The organism is Corynebacterium sp. LaCa_70, from assembly GCF_058182015.1.
This window is the reverse complement of the sequence record NZ_CP190914.1, coordinates 419526-435996: the sequence shown is the minus strand read 5'-3', so window position 1 is coordinate 435996 and position 16471 is coordinate 419526. Positions and strand designations below refer to the sequence as shown.

The 16471-nt window shown below is 57.5% G+C and carries 11 protein-coding genes; 3 read left to right on the top strand and 8 right to left on the bottom strand.

Annotated elements, in window-relative coordinates:
- Positions 1 to 42: 42 nt before the first annotated feature.
- The 5 genes from ACP8MI_RS01915 to purD are packed head-to-tail and all read right to left on the bottom strand — an operon-like array spanning position 43 to position 7367.
- Complete coding sequence (locus ACP8MI_RS01915) at positions 43 to 1398, bottom strand: glycosyltransferase family 87 protein (protein ID WP_249606339.1); 1356 nt, start codon at positions 1396 to 1398, stop codon at positions 43 to 45.
- A gap of 2 nt (positions 1399 to 1400) precedes the next feature.
- Positions 1401 to 3611 carry a S9 family peptidase gene (locus ACP8MI_RS01910; RefSeq protein WP_284589656.1) on the bottom strand — a complete coding sequence of 737 codons (2211 nt, stop codon included), beginning with the start codon at positions 3609 to 3611 and terminating at the stop codon, positions 1401 to 1403.
- A gap of 55 nt (positions 3612 to 3666) precedes the next feature.
- The gene (locus ACP8MI_RS01905) at positions 3667 to 4566 is read right to left on the bottom strand and encodes a phosphoribosylaminoimidazolesuccinocarboxamide synthase (RefSeq protein ID WP_284572055.1); all 900 of its coding nucleotides are present in this window, start codon (positions 4564 to 4566) and stop codon (positions 3667 to 3669) included.
- Between the two features lie 50 nt (positions 4567 to 4616).
- Entirely contained in the window at positions 4617 to 6035 is a 1419-nt protein-coding gene (gene purB, locus ACP8MI_RS01900; protein WP_249606577.1) for an adenylosuccinate lyase, read from the bottom strand.
- A 54-nt stretch (positions 6036 to 6089) separates the two neighbouring features.
- Complete coding sequence (gene purD / locus ACP8MI_RS01895) at positions 6090 to 7367, bottom strand: phosphoribosylamine--glycine ligase (RefSeq protein ID WP_284589655.1); 1278 nt, start codon at positions 7365 to 7367, stop codon at positions 6090 to 6092.
- 130 nt (positions 7368 to 7497) lie between these two features.
- On the opposite strand from purD, the gene ACP8MI_RS01890 reads away from it, so the two are divergent.
- Positions 7498 to 7923, top strand: coding sequence for an HIT family protein (locus ACP8MI_RS01890; RefSeq protein ID WP_284589654.1), 426 nt, complete (start codon positions 7498 to 7500; stop codon positions 7921 to 7923).
- On the opposite strand, the gene ACP8MI_RS01885 is transcribed toward ACP8MI_RS01890, so the two are convergent.
- Complete coding sequence (locus ACP8MI_RS01885; RefSeq protein ID WP_420361705.1) at positions 7920 to 9623, bottom strand: sensor histidine kinase; 1704 nt, start codon at positions 9621 to 9623, stop codon at positions 7920 to 7922. The two genes, ACP8MI_RS01890 and ACP8MI_RS01885, sit on opposite strands and share 4 nt — an antisense overlap.
- Positions 9624 to 9657: 34 nt before the next feature.
- Positions 9658 to 10371 carry a response regulator transcription factor gene (locus ACP8MI_RS01880; protein WP_018120812.1) on the bottom strand — a complete coding sequence of 238 codons (714 nt, stop codon included), beginning with the start codon at positions 10369 to 10371 and terminating at the stop codon, positions 9658 to 9660.
- 230 nt (positions 10372 to 10601) lie between these two features.
- Between ACP8MI_RS01880 and ACP8MI_RS01875 the strand changes: the two genes are divergently transcribed.
- Entirely contained in the window at positions 10602 to 11630 is a 1029-nt protein-coding gene (locus ACP8MI_RS01875; protein WP_147578707.1) for an ATP-binding cassette domain-containing protein, read from the top strand.
- On the top strand, positions 11630 to 12433 hold the full coding sequence (locus ACP8MI_RS01870) for an ABC transporter permease (protein WP_284572058.1): 804 nt from the start codon (positions 11630 to 11632) through the stop codon (positions 12431 to 12433). Before ACP8MI_RS01875 ends, ACP8MI_RS01870 begins: the two co-directional genes overlap by 1 nt.
- 304 nt (positions 12434 to 12737) lie before the next feature.
- Here the strand turns inward: ACP8MI_RS01870 and ACP8MI_RS01865 are convergent, their stop codons facing one another.
- Entirely contained in the window at positions 12738 to 16238 is a 3501-nt protein-coding gene (locus tag ACP8MI_RS01865) for a YPDG domain-containing protein (protein ID WP_284572059.1), read from the bottom strand.
- Positions 16239 to 16471 lie beyond the last annotated feature (233 nt).

Here is a 16471-nt window from a genome sequence, read left to right as displayed (position 1 = left end):
CGTGCCACCGTTTTCGTTGCCAGTCTAGCGTGAACACACAAATCACTGGAGACTGGGCCGCCAACGCCTGCGCTCCGGCTTCGGTTCATCACGCTGTAATTCCGCGACGCACAGCGCAATCACCGCACCCACCAGAATGATCAGCGCAGACCACGGGAACCACAGATCAGAATCGCTTGCTGCCAGCGGCGGGAAAGCAAAAAATGCCAGCAGCGGAGCAGCATAAATAATCCGGCCCTGCCCGCGAGCAACTACTCCCAGCAGTGGCATGATCGCAATGAGCGTGTAATGGTCCCACAAGATGCCGCTGGTAGCCGTTAGCGTCGTAAAGATGCCCACGGTGGCAATTTTCCACGGCTCGTGCGAACGCCACGCGGCAGAGACCACCACAGCCACTAAGGCGATGGTGAGTACGCGTGGCACCAGGCTGGTGACCAAAGGTGGGTCGTTGATGATGGCAACAAGCAAGCTGTCGTCGTCGACAAGATGGGTGCTGATCTGTGACGCAAAAGCACCATTAACCGGGGCCACCAATGCAGCAGCATTGATTTCTTGTAGGGTCTGGCGCCACGTCATAAACACATCCCAGCCGGCTATCACGATGGAATACGCGACCGCGACCATGCCAACCGCCATCGCCACCAACCCAGCCTTGCGCGCGCGTGGGAAAAACAGACAAATCAACACCACGATCACCGGGGTCAATTTGATCGAGGCCACCACCCCTAGTGCTAGACCGGCACGCACCGGGTGCACTTGGACGGCTGCTAGCCCATACGCGACACCGGCGAAAATCAGCGGGCTAGTTTGCCCGAGATACAACGATGATTGAAAAGCTGCCGAGACCCACCCCAGAAGAATGCCCGCCAGCAGCACCACCATGGGGATTTCTTCTGTAAACCAGAAAAACCACGCGGAAGCCAACAACACCACCAGCGCCCAACCGGAAGCCACCGTCAACAGCAACACCGAGGTATCAAAACTCATGATGCGCACGGCCACGCTCATGACATCGGCGACGAAAGGAACGTGCACGAATGGGTGCGGAAACGACGAGACATCCGAGGCGGCAATGGTCTCAAACCACACCTCGCCTTGCGGTAGCGCGAAGTCACGCTCATCGATGTTGTACAGGTGCTCACGATTACCATCGCGCACCAATAGCCCGGCGATCCACAGCGAGCCCCAGTCGCTCGAGTTGAGTTTTCCTGCGGTGATCACCGTGATAATCAGGCCGAAAAGCAGGCCCAACGCGTGGTGATACCAGCGCAGCACGGTATTCGGTGCTTCCGGAATGCGGTGGCGCGCACGGCGCGGGGCTGGGCGTGTAGCCGGGCCTGTAGCTGGGTATGTAGCCGGGCCTGTAACCGGGCGCGATTCCGACGGGTGGTTGGGCATAGTTATTCTGTGATCCCGGTGGCTTTGTTGATCGTCCACGCGTATTCGAACGCGGTCTGCTTCCACTTGCCGTAGCGTCCGGAGACTCCCCCGTGGCCAGCTGCCATCTCGGTTTGCAGCAAAAACTCGCCGCCACCGGCAATCTCGCGCAGCTTCGCGATCCACTTCGCCGGTTCCACGTACAACACGCGAGTGTCATTCAGCGAGGTCACCGCCAAGATATCCGGGTAGCGCTGGTCCGTGATGTTCTCATACGGCGCGTAGGAGGCCATGTAGTCGTAATAGTCCGGGTCATGGTACGGATCGCCCCATTCATCCCATTCGACGACGGTCAGCGGCAGCTCCGGTTTCAGCATGGACGTCAGTGGGTCGACGAACGGCACGATCGCAGCAATCCCAGCGAAGCGGTCCGGGGCCATGTTGGCGATCGCGCCCATGAGCATGCCGCCGGCTGAGCCGCCTTCGGCCACCATCGTCTCTGGGGCAGAAAGCCCGCGCGCCACCAAGTCGTCGGCCACGTCAATGAAATCGAAGAAAGTGTTTTTCTTCTTATCCATCTTGCCGTTGTCATACCAGCCACGGCCCATTTCCCCACCACCGCGCACGTGCGCGATAGCGAAGATCATGCCGCGGTCCAGCAGCGATAGCCGGGAGATGGAAAAGCCCGGGTCCGTGCTGGATTCATACGAGCCGTAGCCGTACAGCAAGGTTGGTGTCGGTGTGCTGGTGTCCAGGTCTGCGTGGTGGATAATCGAGACTGGGATCTCGGTGCCGTCGCGTGCGGTCGTCCACAAGCGGTACGCGGTGTAATTGCTGGCATCGTAGCCACCGAGGACTTCTTGGCGTTTCAGCAGCGTGAACACGCCGGTGGCGGGGCGGTAATCATACAAGTGCGCCGGTTGCGTGAACGAGGTATAGCCCAGGCGGATCACCGGTGCGTCCCATTCCGGGTTACCGGAGACACCGACGGTGAACAGTTCTTCGTCGAATTCGATTTCTTCGAAGCGGCCCCAGTCACCGGTGGCGTCGGTGATCGAATCCAGCATCATGATTGCCGCGCGTGGGATGGCGCCGCGTCGGTACGAAAGCACCAAAAAGTCGCGGTAGGCGTCGACGTCTTCGAGGCGCACTTCCTCATCGTGGGCGAGCAGAACCGGCAATTCGCGCAGGCCAGGCAGGGCGCTTGTCGACGCCGAGCCAGCGCCGTTACCAGCACCACAGCCTTCGGGCACCGGCACGGTGGAAACGGCAAAGTTCGCGCCCGCGGTGTTGTGTGTGACGATCCAATAATCCGCACCTGCCACCACGGCGTGATCAACTTCGTATTCCACGCCTGGTTCCCGAGCCCACAGGCATTCAAATTCACCTTCTGGGTTGTTGTAGTCCAAAACCCAGACCTCGGAGGTAATCTTCGATGAGGTGATGATCATCAGGTACTTCTCGGAGCGCGTGGCGCCGACCCCGACGTTGTAGCGCTCATCTTTTTCTTGGAAAACCAGCACGTCTTCCGACTGCGGCGTGCCAATGCGGTGGCGCCACACGGTATCGGGGCGCCAGGCTTCGTCGACACGCTGGTAGAAGATGTAGTCCTCGCCTACCCAGCTGGCGCCATAAAAGATGCCGGTGAGTTCATCGGGCAGATATTCGCCGGTCTGCAGGTCTTTCACGTACAGGTGAAAGCGCTCGTCGCCGGCGGTGTCGACGGAATATGCCAGGTAGCGCCCACTGGTGGTCACCGTGGATGCACCCAGGGAGAAAAATTCGTGGCCCTCAGCCAGCGCGTTCAGGTCCAGCACAATCTCTTCGCCGGGAACCGGCCCGTCGTCCGGGATGCTCGGTGGAGTCCACGGATCAGTGCCTTCTTCGACCGGGATGCGGCAGGAATAGCCGTAGTCTTTGCCCTCTTCGGTGCGCCCGTAGTACCAATAATCGCCCGCGCGCGTAGGCACGGACATGTCGGTTTGTTTGATGCGCGAGGTGATCTCGGAATAAATATTGTCCCGCAGGCCGGTCAGGTGTTCGGTCTGCGCGTCCGTATAGGCGTTTTCCGCCTGCAGGTAAGCAAGCGTTTCTTCTGCTTCTTTATCACGCAACCACTCGTAGTTATCCACGAAATCCCGGCCATGGAAACTGCGGGTGACCGGGTGTTTTTTCGCCTGTGGCGGCTGCGCGGGTGCTGGGGTGTACGGAACGGTAGAACCAGAATTATCCATACCGTCACATGATACTGGTTTTCGTGCACCCGCTAGCCGGGGTGCTTGCCGACGCTTAGCCGCCCAGCCAATCGCTGAAGTTGGCGCCGCTCAGGCGCTCGTAGGCCTCGATATAGCGTGCCCGGGTTGCTGCCACGACGTCGTCGGGAAGCGTCGGCGGGGTGGTCTCGCCATCCCAGCCGGATTCGTTGCTGGTGAGCCAGTTGCGCACGTATTGTTTGTCGAAGCTTGGCTGCACCTGGCCTTCCTGGTAGGAATCGGCGGGCCAGTAGCGGGAAGAATCCGGGGTGAGCACTTCGTCGCCGAGTACGAGCTGGCCGTCGGCATCCAGGCCAAATTCAAACTTGGTATCGGCCAGGATGATGCCGCGCTCGGCGGCCAATTCCTGCGCGCAGGCGAAAATATCCACGGTGGCGCGACGCAACTGTTCGGCGCGCTGCGTGCCCAAAGACTCGGCAACCACATCGAAACTGACGTTTTCGTCGTGCTCGCCCTGTTCCGCCTTTGTTGCCGGGGTGAAAATCGGGCTCTCCAGTTTGGAAGCTTCCACCAGGCCGTCGGGAAGCGCTACCCCGCACACCTCGCCCGTGCGCTTGTATTCCTTCAGCCCGGAGCCCGTCAGATAACCGCGGGCGACGCACTCGAAAGGCAGCATGTTCAGCTCGTGGCAGACCATCGCGCGGCCCAACACAGATTCCGGGATGCGCTCGTCGTCCAGCGGGCCCGCTAAGTGGTTGCGCACGCCCATGCGCTGGGCTAATTCCTCGAAAAAGTATGCGGAAATCGCGGTTAATACCCGGCCTTTATCCGGAATGGCGGGTTCCAAGGCGTAGTCGTAGGCAGAGATCCTATCCGAAGCGACGATCAACAGCGTGGAATCGTCAATACGGTAAATATCGCGGACTTTGCCGGTGGCAATCGGGGTATACGCAGACAGTTCTGGTCGCGTGGTCATATGGGTTTACGGCCTTCCTGGAAATCGGGTGCGTGGGTGCTCGGTGTAGCTTAGAGAATCTCGCCTGGACGGTAATTCGCCGCACCTGGGTGCTCATTGCGCAGCGTGGTCACCCGCGCCAGAACGCGCTTGACCTGGGATTCCGCCGCACCGATGAAGGCGTGCTTATCTGCCAGTGCCTCGTCCAAGGCCTGCTTGTCCAGCGGCAAAGCGTCGTCAGCCGCCAAGCGCTCCACCAGGTCTTGGTCCGCACCGTTTTCACGCATGTTTAGCGCCACGGCGACGGCGTGTTTTTTGATGATCTCGTGGGCGGTCTCACGGCCCACCCCAGCGCGCACGGCCGCCATGAGGATGCGGGTGGTGGCCAAAAATGGCAGGTAGCGTTCCAATTCGCGGTCGATCATGGCCGGGAAGGCGCCGAATTCATCCAATACCGTCAGGAAGGTTTCGATCATGCCGTCGATGGCGAAGAACGCGTCCGGCAGCGCAACGCGGCGCACCACGGAACACGAGACATCGCCTTCGTTCCACTGGGTACCGGCGAGGTCGCTGACCATAGTCAGGTAGCCGCGCAGCACTACTTGCAGACCGGAAACCCGCTCGCAGGAGCGCGCGTTCATCTTGTGCGGCATGGCGGAAGAGCCCACCTGACCTTCTTTGAAACCTTCGGTGACCACCTCATTGCCGGCCATCAGGCGGATCGTCGTAGCCAGCGAGGACGGCCCGGCGCCCAACTGCACCAGGGCAGAGACGGCATCGAAGTCCAGGCTGCGTGGGTAGACCTGCCCGACGGAGTGGAACAGGTGCGCAAAGCCCAAGTAGTCTGCGATCTCGGTTTCCAGGCTGGCGAGCTTATCGTGCGAACCGCCAAGCAGATCCAGCATGTCCTGGCTGGTGCCCATGGGGCCTTTGATGCCGCGCAGTGGGTAGCGGGTGAGCAATTCATTAATGCGGTCAATGGCCAGCAGGATTTCTTCCGCAGCGCTGGCAAAGCGCTTACCCAACGTGGTGGCTTGCGCTGCGACGTTGTGGGAGCGGCCGGCCATCACCAGCGACTGGTAATTCGCGGCATGCTCGCTCACGCGGGAAACCACCGCGATGGCTTTGTCGCGGATGATCTGCAACGAACTATAAACCTGCAGCTGCTCGACGTTTTCCGTCAGATCGCGCGAGGTCATGCCCTTGTGGATGTGCTCGTGGCCAGCCAACGCGTTGAATTCTTCGATGCGGGCTTTAACATCGTGTCGGGTGGAACGCTCGCGCTCGGCGATGGATTCCAGGTCTACCTGGTCAATGACTTTCTCATAATCCGCGATGATGTCTGCAGGAATATCAATACCCAGGGAACGCTGGGCCCGCATCACGGCAATCCACAGCTGCCGCTCGTAGATCACCTTATTGTGCGGGCTCCACAGATTCACCAGGTCCGCAGAACCATAACGGGTAGCGAGGACATTACTCATCGGCATTTTTTGTTGCGTCACACCGTGTATTATCACACGAATTTCGCCACAGCGTAAACGCTAAATGCTGATTTCTCCCCGCGCAGCCTTGGCACCAATATCGCGACGGTAGAAACCACCGGCCAACTGGATGCCCCCGATGGTCTCGTAGGCGGCCTCACGGGCAGCGTCCAGGTCTGCCCCCTTGCCAATCACATTGAGCACGCGGCCGCCGTTGGAATAGTATTCGCCGGTCTCGCGGCTAGTGCCGCCGTGCAGAATCTTTTCTGGGTTCTCAATATCATCCGAGACAATGCGGTCACCCTTGCGCGGGCTGGCCGGGTAGCCGGAGGCGGCCAAGACCACGGTGACGGCCGAGCCTTCTTCCCATTCCAGTGGTTCCAACTCGCCCAAGGTGCCATTCGCGCAGGCGGCGAGTGCTGGGGCCAGTGGTGATTTCAGCAGTGAGAGCACCGCCTGGGTTTCCGGGTCGCCAAAACGGCAGTTGAATTCCACTACCGCCGGGCCGTCTTCGCCCCAGGCCAGACCGGCGTACAGCAGGCCGGAGTAGGCGGATCCGCGTGCGGCTAATTCCTTGGCTACGGGGCGACAGACCTCATCAACGATGCGCTGGACACCATCATCGGGCAGCCACGGCAGCGGAGTGTAGGCGCCCATGCCGCCGGTGTTGGGGCCTTCGTCGTCGTCATAAGCGCGCTTGTGGTCTTGGGCAGGCAGCAGCGGAACCACATCTTCGCCGTCGACCAGGCAGAACAGAGAAATCTCTGGGCCGGACAAAAACGATTCCAGCAGCACCGGGTTGCCGCCTTCGTGCACGGCATGGATGTGAGCGACGGCTTCGTCGTAATCCTGGGTGACAACCACGCCCTTGCCACCGGCCAGGCCGTCATCCTTGACGACGTACCGTGGGCCGAAATTCTGCAGCACCTGGGCAATCTCGTCATCGCTGGCACCGGGTTGGATCTGCTCGGCGCGCGCGGTCGCCACACCGGCAGCGGCCATCACATCTTTGGCGAAAGCCTTGGAGCCTTCGATACGGGCAGCGTCTTTGTTTGGGCCAAATACTGCAAAACCGGCCGCGCGCAAGGCATCGGCCACACCCGCAACCAGGGGTGCTTCTGGGCCAATGACCACCAGTTCTGCGTGCAGTTCCTGCGCCAAAGCCACCATGGCTTCGGCGTCGTCGGCGCTGCCAGCGTCGGTATGCCGGGTAGCTAGGGTTTCCATGCCCGGGTTGCCTGGGCAGACGTGCAGTTCGTGGGTATCACGGCTATCACGGGAAAGGCCCTGCAGTAGGGCATGTTCGCGGCCGCCAGTTCCGAGTACGAGAATACGCATGGCCCATATTCTATATGGCTGCTCTCACTCGTTGAGAGTGGTCACCGAGAGTGGTCACCGAGCTTAGTCACGGAGGCTGCACTGGGAACGTGCCGGGTAATAAGGCACCGGATCCCGGTAGTGTGGTGGCATGAGCACTGTATTTAGCAAAGTTATTAATGGGGAATTGCCCGGCCGTTTTGTTTACCGCAGCCCTGACGTGGTGGCGTTTTTGAGCATTGAGCCGCTCGCTTATGGCCACGTTCTGGTCGTGCCAGTCGACGAGGTGGATAAGTGGACAGATATTGCCCCAGAGCTGTGGGCACGGCTGAACGCTGTGGCTTTTGAAGTGGGCAACGCTGTGATTGAGGCTTTCGACGCACCACGCGCTGGCAATGTCATTGCCGGTTTTGAAGTACCGCACGCCCACATTCACGTCTTCCCCGCCCACAGCATGGATGATTTCAATTTCGCGAATGTCATCCCAGCTGATCAGACCGATGATACCCAGATGGATGAGGCCGCCAACAAGTTGCGCGCCGCCCTGGGCACCGATGAGGACGGCAACAAAATTTAGTTTTTATCGCCGTGGTCTTTGGTGCCGGCGTCATAGTCGCCCTCAGCTTCGTGGGCTGAGGCGCGCTCGTCGGCATACTCCTCGGTAAATTCGTCGCTATACGCGTCAGCGTCGTATTCTTCGTACGTTTCAGTACTTAGACCCGGTTGTTCGAGAGCCGGGATACACACGGTAAACGTGGAGCCTTCACCCGGCGCGCTGTCGACAGTAATCTCACCGTCGTGCTGGTCGACGAGCGATTTCACGATTGCCAGCCCCAGCCCGGAGCCACCACCGGCACCACGGGCCCGCGAGGGGTCTTCGCGGTAGAAGCGTTCGAAAATTAATCCTGCGACTTCCTCGCTCATGCCGCGGCCGTCGTCAGAGACATCAATGCAAACGTAGTCGGATTTGCGCGCAGCACCGGCTCCGTTGGCACTGTCCGCTCCATCGGCACTGTCGGCACGGGTTTCTTTCCGCAGCGTTAGTGTCACGGAAGCATCCGGGCCACCATGGTTGAGACCGTTGGTGATCAGGTTCAATAACACCTGGTGCAAGCGGTCCGGGTCGCCGGAGACCACCGGAATATCGGTGGTTTTATTATCCACGTCGATGGTGCGTTCGGGGAAAGCCGCGCGCGCCGAACCAACGACCGCGAGCGATAATTCCAGCACGTCCACGGTGCGTTTATCCAAGCGTGAACCTTCTGCACGGGTGAGCGCCAGCAAGTCTTCAACCAGAAGCTTCATGCGTGCGGATTCATCGTCGATGGTGGCGAAAACGTGGTCGACATCGTCGGTCGCGCCCGAACGGTACAGTTCCACGTAGCCGCGCAGCGACGTCAGCGGGGTGCGCAATTCATGCGAGGCATCGCCGACGAAACGACGCATCTGTTCCTCTTTGGATTGCGCGGATTCGATGGAATCCTGCAGGCGCTCCAGCATGATATTCAACGCGGCCGAAAGCTGCCCGACCTCCGTATTCAGCGGCCAATTGGGCACGCGTCGGTCCAGATCGCCCTCGGCAATATCGCTGGCGGTGCGCTGCACAATCTGCAGTGGTTTCAACGTTTGTCTGATCACCGCGAAGGACAGCAGCGCCAAAAATCCCAGCATGAGCAAACTGATCAGCGCTTGCAGCATCGCCAATCCACGCAGGAGTCCGTTTTCTCGCTCCAGGTTCTTGGCGACGATGGTGACCACGCCGTCTTTTTGCGCCGCTATAGCGCGCCATTCTGGCTGTTGGGGCCCGTCAATGCTGGGAACGCTGCGCGGGCCGCCACCGATCACCAGGTTATTGATCTGTGGCAGGGTGTCACGGTCGTTATATACGCGCGAGGAGCCATCCGGGAAGATATGGATGACGGCATAGTCTGTCGGCGGGCTGGCCGAGAGGTTGCCGGAAAACAGCTCGGAGTTTTGCGCCCAGCCGTCCATCGATTGCGTCAGGTCATCATCGACACGCTGGTAGAAGACCTCGCGCATCACGGAATACACCGCGAATGAGCTGGCAAAAAGCCCGAACGCGGAAACCAGGACCGTGAGCACCACCAACCAGGTGCGCAATCGCAGTGGCCGGTGGGTGCGGTAGGCGCGGTAGGAACGGCGTTTGCGCTCCCCCGGTTCGCCCCATCCTGCGACGTCTTCGGCTGATTTCTGCCGCTCAGACTGGGGGCCGGACTGGGCCTCGGGTTCAGGCGCTGCGCTATTCGACTCTTCCATATTTGACGCTGCCATACTTGACGCTGCCGTGCTTCTAACGGCGTGGTTTACGCAGCACGTAGCCCACACCGCGCACGGTGTGAATCAGCGGCATGTCGCCGGTGTCAATCTTGCGGCGCAGGTAAGAAATATAGGATTCGACCACGTTGCCGTCGCCGCCGAAGTCATAGTGCCAGACATTGTCCAGAATCTTTGCCTTGGACAGCACGACTTCTTTGTTGAGCATCAAAAAGCGCAGCAAGTTGAATTCCGTCGGCGACAGCTCAATCAGCTCGCCGCCTTTGGTCACCTCGTGGGTGTCATCATTTAGTGTCAGGTCCGCGTAGGTGATGGAGGATTCTTCGTTGGCGTCTTCTTGCACATTGCCGCGGCGCAGCACGACGCGCAGGCGGGTGATCACTTCTTCCAGGCTGAATGGTTTGGTGATGTAGTCGTCGGCTCCGATGGTCAGGCCATGGATGCGCGATTCGACGCCGTCTTTGGCGGTCAGGTACAGAACCGGGCCTTCCAGGCCTTCGGAGCGCAGTTTTTGCAGCAGCTCGTAGCCGTCCATGCCGGGCATCATGACGTCCAGGATGTAGGCATCCGGACGGAATTCACGGGCCACGCGCAGCGCGTCGGTACCGGAATTGGCGCTGCGTACATCGAAGCCTTGGAACTTCAACGAGACTGTTAATAGCTCAACAATATTGGCTTCATCGTCGACAACGAGGACTTTCACGGGGTCGTTATGTGGGGAGTCATCCATGGTGTTCACTATCTTCTTTCACGGTCTTGATTCGTTCAGGTTTTCTCCAGGCCATTTTTAGTGCGATGAACTTGCACGTAACTGCAGGGGTGCTGGATAGAGTCTGTGAGCCAATTTTAGGGTTCCTGGCGGTTTTTCGCAGCGCGCTGCCCTGACTCCTGAATCACAACTGGACATGGCTCCGGAGCTGGCTTACGTGAGGCATCATCTACTGGTGTTAGGCTGCACCCATGACTGATGACTTATTGATCCGCATGCGCGATGTGCGTAAAGAATATGCGGCGAAATCGGGCACGGTCCATGCCCTGGATGGATTAAACCTGGATGTCGCAGAAGGCACGGTCCGTGGCCTACTTGGGCCCAATGGTGCGGGCAAAACCACCACGGTCAAGGTCTTGACCACGCTAACCCGCCCGACTTCCGGCGAGGTCACCATCGACGGCCTGGATGTGGTGAGCAATGGACACGAGGTGCGCAACCGCATTGGTGTTTCCGGGCAGAATGCCACCATTGACGAGGAGCTCACGGCACGGGAAAACCTCATGCTGGTGGGGCGTTTGTTCCACTTGGGCGATAAGGGTGCCAAAAAGCGTGCCGACGAGCTGCTGGAGATTTTCCACTTGGAGCATGCCGCCGACCGCCCGATCAAGGGCTTTTCTGGTGGTATGCGCCGTCGTGCGGATTTGGCGGCTTCGTTAGTTAATGACCCGCGGATTTTGTTCCTCGACGAGCCCACCACCGGTTTGGACCCGGCCGCGCGTTTGTCTTTGTGGGAAGTTATCAAACAGCGCGTGCGTTCCGGCACCACATTGCTGTTGACCACGCAGTATTTGGAAGAAGCTGATTATTTAGCCGATCAGATCAGCGTGATTGACCAGGGTAAAGTCATCGCTGAAGGCACTGCTGACGAGCTGAAATCGAATGTCGGCGGCCAGCGAATCTCAGTGGTTCCGGTGAACCGCGCAGACCATGACACCGTCAAGAATCTGCTGGACGATGTCGCCGCCACCCGTGGTTCGGTGTCCGTCGATGGCAACGAGCTTAGTGTGTCTGTCCATGATGGCCCGGCGGCGCTAGAGCAGTTTATCGGCAAGCTGCGCGGGCGTGAGATTGCGGTGCACGATGTGGGAATGTCGCGCCCGAGCCTGGATGAGGTCTTTTTGAATCTCACCGGCCAAAGCGTGACTGGGCAAACCCCCACACGGCACGGTGAGTCTCATGATTCTGCAACACGGGCCCAGGAAGGTGGCACCAACTAATGGCTTCTACTTCTACTACGCCAGCGATGTGGCTTGCCGACGTCCGCGCGGTGGTTATTCGCAATTTGATCAGGATCCGCCGTTCGCCCGACATCATTGTGTTCACGGTGCTGCAGCCAATCATGTTCGTGTTGTTGTTTTCCCAGGTGTTCGGCGGTGCTATTCACGTGCCGGGCACGAGTTACGAGAATTTCTTGATGCCGGGCATTTTTGTACAATCGGCAATTTTCGGTTCCACTACCTCGGGCCTGTTTATCGCGAATGACAAAAAAGATGGTTTGATCAGTCGTTATAAGACTCTGCCCATGGCGCGTTCGGCGGTGGTTTTTGGCCGCACGGTGGCCGATATCGTGCTGGCCAGCGCAACCCTACTGGTGATGGTGTTGGCTGGGCTCGCAATTGGGTGGCGCCCGGAATCATTCTGGGGCTTTGCGCAGGGCTATGTACTCCTGCTGGTGTTCGTGTGGGCTTTTTCTTGGCTGATGGTCACTCTGGGCTTGGTGGTTCCGCGGCCGGAGGCGATGAACTCCGCGACGTTTATTACCTTGTTCCCGTTGACTTTCTTGTCCAATGCTTTTGTACCGCAGGAGACCATGCCTACCCCGTTGCGCATTTTTGCGGAGTGGAACCCACTGTCTGCTCTGGTGCAGGCGCTGCGTGATTTGTTCGGTAACAATGGCGGGGTAGAGACACCGGATGTGTGGAGTCTGCAAAACCCGGTGGCGCTGGTGCTGATTGGTGCGGCGTTGTTCTTTATTATCTTCTGCCCGTTGGCGGTGCGCGCCTACGACCGGAAGGCGTAAATACTTCGCTGCTAATCACTGCGGCGATCCTCATGCCTAGTCATCGTTGACCTACCAAGCAAGGCAGCCCCTTTCCGAGTATTCGGGAAGGGGCTGCTTTTTCTGTACCGTCTTTGCTTGAGTAGTTCTGCTCTAGTTCAGCGTTTGCAGCTCTATTCGCTTAGCTTTCGTAGTTTGCTACTTCGCGCGGCATTGAGCGCCAGGCCTGAGAACAGCAAACGGGGCACCCGGTGTGCTGTGCACATTGTGGGTAATGTGCTCACACCAGGTACCCCGTCTTGGTTAAGGGGATGCTATCCGCGGGTTACTTGCGGTTGAACAGCCCTTGGAACCAGCCGACGATTCCGCCAGCGTTGTCTTCTTTTGCCTCGTTGCGGGCTGGTGCCTGCTCTTGTGAGGAGGAAGACAAATCTACCGACGAAGCGGATGAGCTCGACGCTGCCTGGGTGTTCATGCAGTGCTGGAAGCTCAGACCAGCTACGGCAATGGCAGCTGCTGCCAAGCCGATGTGGCGGTTATCGTGCGCTACCTGGCCCAGTTGCTGGTTGAACTCGTTGACCCGAGCGTTGATGTGGTCCATGAACTGCAGGGCTGGGTGTCCTTCGACACCGAGGCCACGACGTACTTGCTGATCCAGAGCGTGCAGTTCGCGGTGGAACTGTTCACGCAACCCGTTCAGGTGCGGGTTGATCATCATCTCGTACATGTTGTGCATTGGCGAGAGGAGGATCAGTGGGATCGCGGTGACTCCGCCGGCAAAGACGGCGCATTGCAGGTGCTTCGGGATGTCGAAGTTGCTGGAACCGGACGACAGACCTGGGTTCACCGGCTTGCCACCGCCCTTACCGACAGTCACGATAACCTGGTCGGATTCAGCTTTGTCGCCATCCTTCTGCGAAACGATGTACTGCGATTCTGGGGTTGCTCCACCAGGGACATCAATAGACCAGTTGCCATTCTCATTCACCTTTGTGGTGGTAGAGAAGCCGTTAGGTCCGGTGACTGTGATGGTCGCGCCTGGTTTACCGGTACCGGTTATGACGTTGTCACCTGGGTTAACTGGGTTAACCGTTGGTGCTTCAGTGAAGACGTCACCTGCGGTGAGGTCATCGTTATTATGATCGTCGCTTCCTCGGATGCCTTCAATCTCTCCAGCATCGCCCTTGTGCTTACCAGAGAAATCTACGTCTTTCCAAGTTCCTTCACCAGCATTCAACGGTGCCGCACCCAAGTTCGCGTCAACGAAATCGGCACCATCACCAGTGACCTGAACAAAAATCCGCTGCGAATCAGAAGACTTATCTTCATCTTTTTCAGCATCTTCATAGAAGACATCAACGTCAATCGCAACGAAATCACCAGGCTCAGCATCAGCACCCGGAGTCACAGTCAACGCGCCAGTAGCAGGATCATAAGAAATATCCCACTCATCCTTGCCCTTATTCTTCTCACCAGGAGTAATCAGCGCACCAACACCAGCATCCTCAGGAAGAGCATCACCGGAATTCGGAATAACAACACTGCCACCCTCATCGACAGCAGAAACCTCATCCCACTTCGGCTCAAAACGATCAGCCTGCGAGGAAGTAACCTGCTTAGTCACAGTCGCATCAATCGGACCACCAACATTGTTGCCACCAGCATCAGTGATCTGAACCTTCGCAGGCTTCTCAGAAACACCATCACCCAAAGTTCCCTCAGGAACCGTAACAGTAATCTCACCAGACTGCGGATCAACATCTACCGTCGCACCATCAACAGGCTGGCCATCAACACTGACGGTACCGCTCATACCCTCAGTCGGATTAGCAACCTTCTGGCCAACCTTAGTCGGAGTACCCTCAGGCAGCTTATTACCACCCTCAGCAGCATCACCAGAAATAGAAGGTGCAGCAGGAGCCGGAGCTACCTCTGGAGTCGAATTCTTATCCTTAGGATTCGAACCCTTCTCAAGCTCCTCAGCATCCGGGACACCATCACCATCATCATCTGCATCAGTGACATCAGGCTGACCATCACCATCAGTATCACGCTGAACAGTCACAGTAAACGACTGCTTAGCCGCAGGCTCACCAGGAACCGTAACCTCGACCTCAAAATCACGAGATTCCTCAAACTTCGAGTTCTCTGGATTTTCCTTATCGAAAGAATCCTTCCAATCCGAAATCTTCGGAGTACCAGAAATCACACCGGTCTCAGGATCAACGCTCAAACCATTAGGCAAACCAGAAGCAGTGATCTGACCCTCACCCTTGTTTTCCACAACAGGGGAAATCGGCTCAATATCCTGACCTTCAACAACACTCTTGTTACCCAAACCAGAGATAGAAGGCGCAGCAGGAGCCGGAGCCTGCTTTTCATTTACCGTGGCTTGAAGATCTACAGTATCTGTCGACTTGTCAGGGTAGGTCACTTCAACAGGGATACTGAAGTCACCAGTTTTAGCGTTTTCAGTCGCGGACACGCTAACCGAGCCATCGTTTTTGACCTGTACATTCACACCGTCAGGGAAGTTTGGCTGCCCCTTGAGCTTATACGTCGTACCTTCAGGGGCGGCGTCAGTTTCTACATCAGGAGTTTCAACCTTATCGAAGCTTGGAGCATCGACCGCAGATTCTTGACCCTGATCCAGGGTCAGCGGTTTGTACGAAGGGGTCAATTCATCAGCAGTCCGCTTATCTGAGGGCTTGAATTCCACCTTCGCCGTATCAAACGAGCCATCATCATACGTGGCTTTAACCGGAACGGTCGTTTTCTGGTCTACAGGATTTTCAAAAGAAACTTCACCAGTTTCAGGATCGACACTCGCACCAGATGGGGCATTCTCACCAAGCTCGAACGTTACCTTGCCTGGTTTTTTTACCTCGTTCTCAGGTTTCCCGTCTTGATGAAAACCTGGGACACCTGACGTCGTAGCTCCAGGTTCCGGGTTCACATATTTAAAGTCAACCTGCTTACTCTTGGAGGATGGCAGGTCATTAACATTCATACAAGCGCCAATGGATCCCATTGGTTGCTGATACCAGCCAAAGTTTGATCCAACAGCCGTATTTCCATCACCCAGCACGAAGCTACCTGTTTGACGGACAGACTCCATAGACAGTGGCGAAACATGTTTCTGACCCGGACCACACTCAGCGGCACTCTGTGTACGCCCCTGCCCAACTACGATCTCCTGATCATAGTTCCAGATGTACTCGTTCCCGGACGAGTCTGTCCAACGTGCTTGCATCGGCACCGTTTGACTAGTTCCTTCTGCACGCTCCTGCAAACCGAAAAGGATTTGACCGGTATTAGGCACAACGTACGGATAGGCTGTTTGCGTGCCAGAGAGCTGAGCCTGCATCTCGCTAGTCTTACCCTTCAAAGATTCAGGATCCCCAGCGTTTGCACGGGCAACCCCATACCAACCCGACGCAGTAAAACCATACTTCAAGTCGCGAACTCGGAAAGTCGTCCCCCGAGGAAAAAAGAGGTTCAGTTGCTGCCCCGCAGTATCCGGATCTTCATCTTTAGGAAGAGACAACACGCCGGTTGTCCTCACAGTCCGTGGGCCTACCTCTCGGCCTCGGCTTCCAACTTCACGGTTTACAGCCTCTGCATTTGCATAAAAGGTCGGTGGATTTTGCTCTAATGTCTGCACGACCCGTTTTGGAGTTGCCTCCTGCGCCTGTGCAGCAGCCGTGATCTCAGGGTAGGCAACAGATTGTGCGAATGGTGCAACCAGTGCCACCGAAAGAGCAGCGGCCGCGATGGTGACACCTCTACGGCGCACTGGTTTGTTCGCGGGAACGTTGTGGTTCATGTAATTCCTTCCGGGAATCAGACGAGACCCCTCACTGAGGGTCAGGGAACTTCAAGCTGAACAAAAGGCTTGCTTCAAATAAGCTACAGACTAAATTCAGGCTCCTTCAAGCTAAATATCGATAAAAGATCCTGAGTATCATCCTTTTTGCAGCAAAAATTCAATTTCTATCGAACAACAGCCCCCCCCCCAACAGCAGTTTTTCATTTAGAGTGTTGAACAAAAATCGAACA

Coding starts and splice junctions, on each gene's coding strand:
- ACP8MI_RS01915 (WP_249606339.1), bottom strand. CDS start 1,398: ATGCCCAACCACCCGTCGGAATCGCGCCCGGTTACAGGCCCGGCTACA.
- ACP8MI_RS01910 (WP_284589656.1), bottom strand. CDS start 3,611: ATGGATAATTCTGGTTCTACCGTTCCGTACACCCCAGCACCCGCGCAG.
- ACP8MI_RS01905 (WP_284572055.1), bottom strand. CDS start 4,566: ATGACCACGCGACCAGAACTGTCTGCGTATACCCCGATTGCCACCGGC.
- purB (WP_249606577.1), bottom strand. CDS start 6,035: ATGCCGATGAGTAATGTCCTCGCTACCCGTTATGGTTCTGCGGACCTG.
- purD (WP_284589655.1), bottom strand. CDS start 7,367: ATGCGTATTCTCGTACTCGGAACTGGCGGCCGCGAACATGCCCTACTG.
- ACP8MI_RS01890 (WP_284589654.1), top strand. CDS start 7,498: ATGAGCACTGTATTTAGCAAAGTTATTAATGGGGAATTGCCCGGCCGT.
- ACP8MI_RS01885 (WP_420361705.1), bottom strand. CDS start 9,623: ATGGAAGAGTCGAATAGCGCAGCGCCTGAACCCGAGGCCCAGTCCGGC.
- ACP8MI_RS01880 (WP_018120812.1), bottom strand. CDS start 10,371: ATGGATGACTCCCCACATAACGACCCCGTGAAAGTCCTCGTTGTCGAC.
- ACP8MI_RS01875 (WP_147578707.1), top strand. CDS start 10,602: ATGACTGATGACTTATTGATCCGCATGCGCGATGTGCGTAAAGAATAT.
- ACP8MI_RS01870 (WP_284572058.1), top strand. CDS start 11,630: ATGGCTTCTACTTCTACTACGCCAGCGATGTGGCTTGCCGACGTCCGC.
- ACP8MI_RS01865 (WP_284572059.1), bottom strand. CDS start 16,238: ATGAACCACAACGTTCCCGCGAACAAACCAGTGCGCCGTAGAGGTGTC.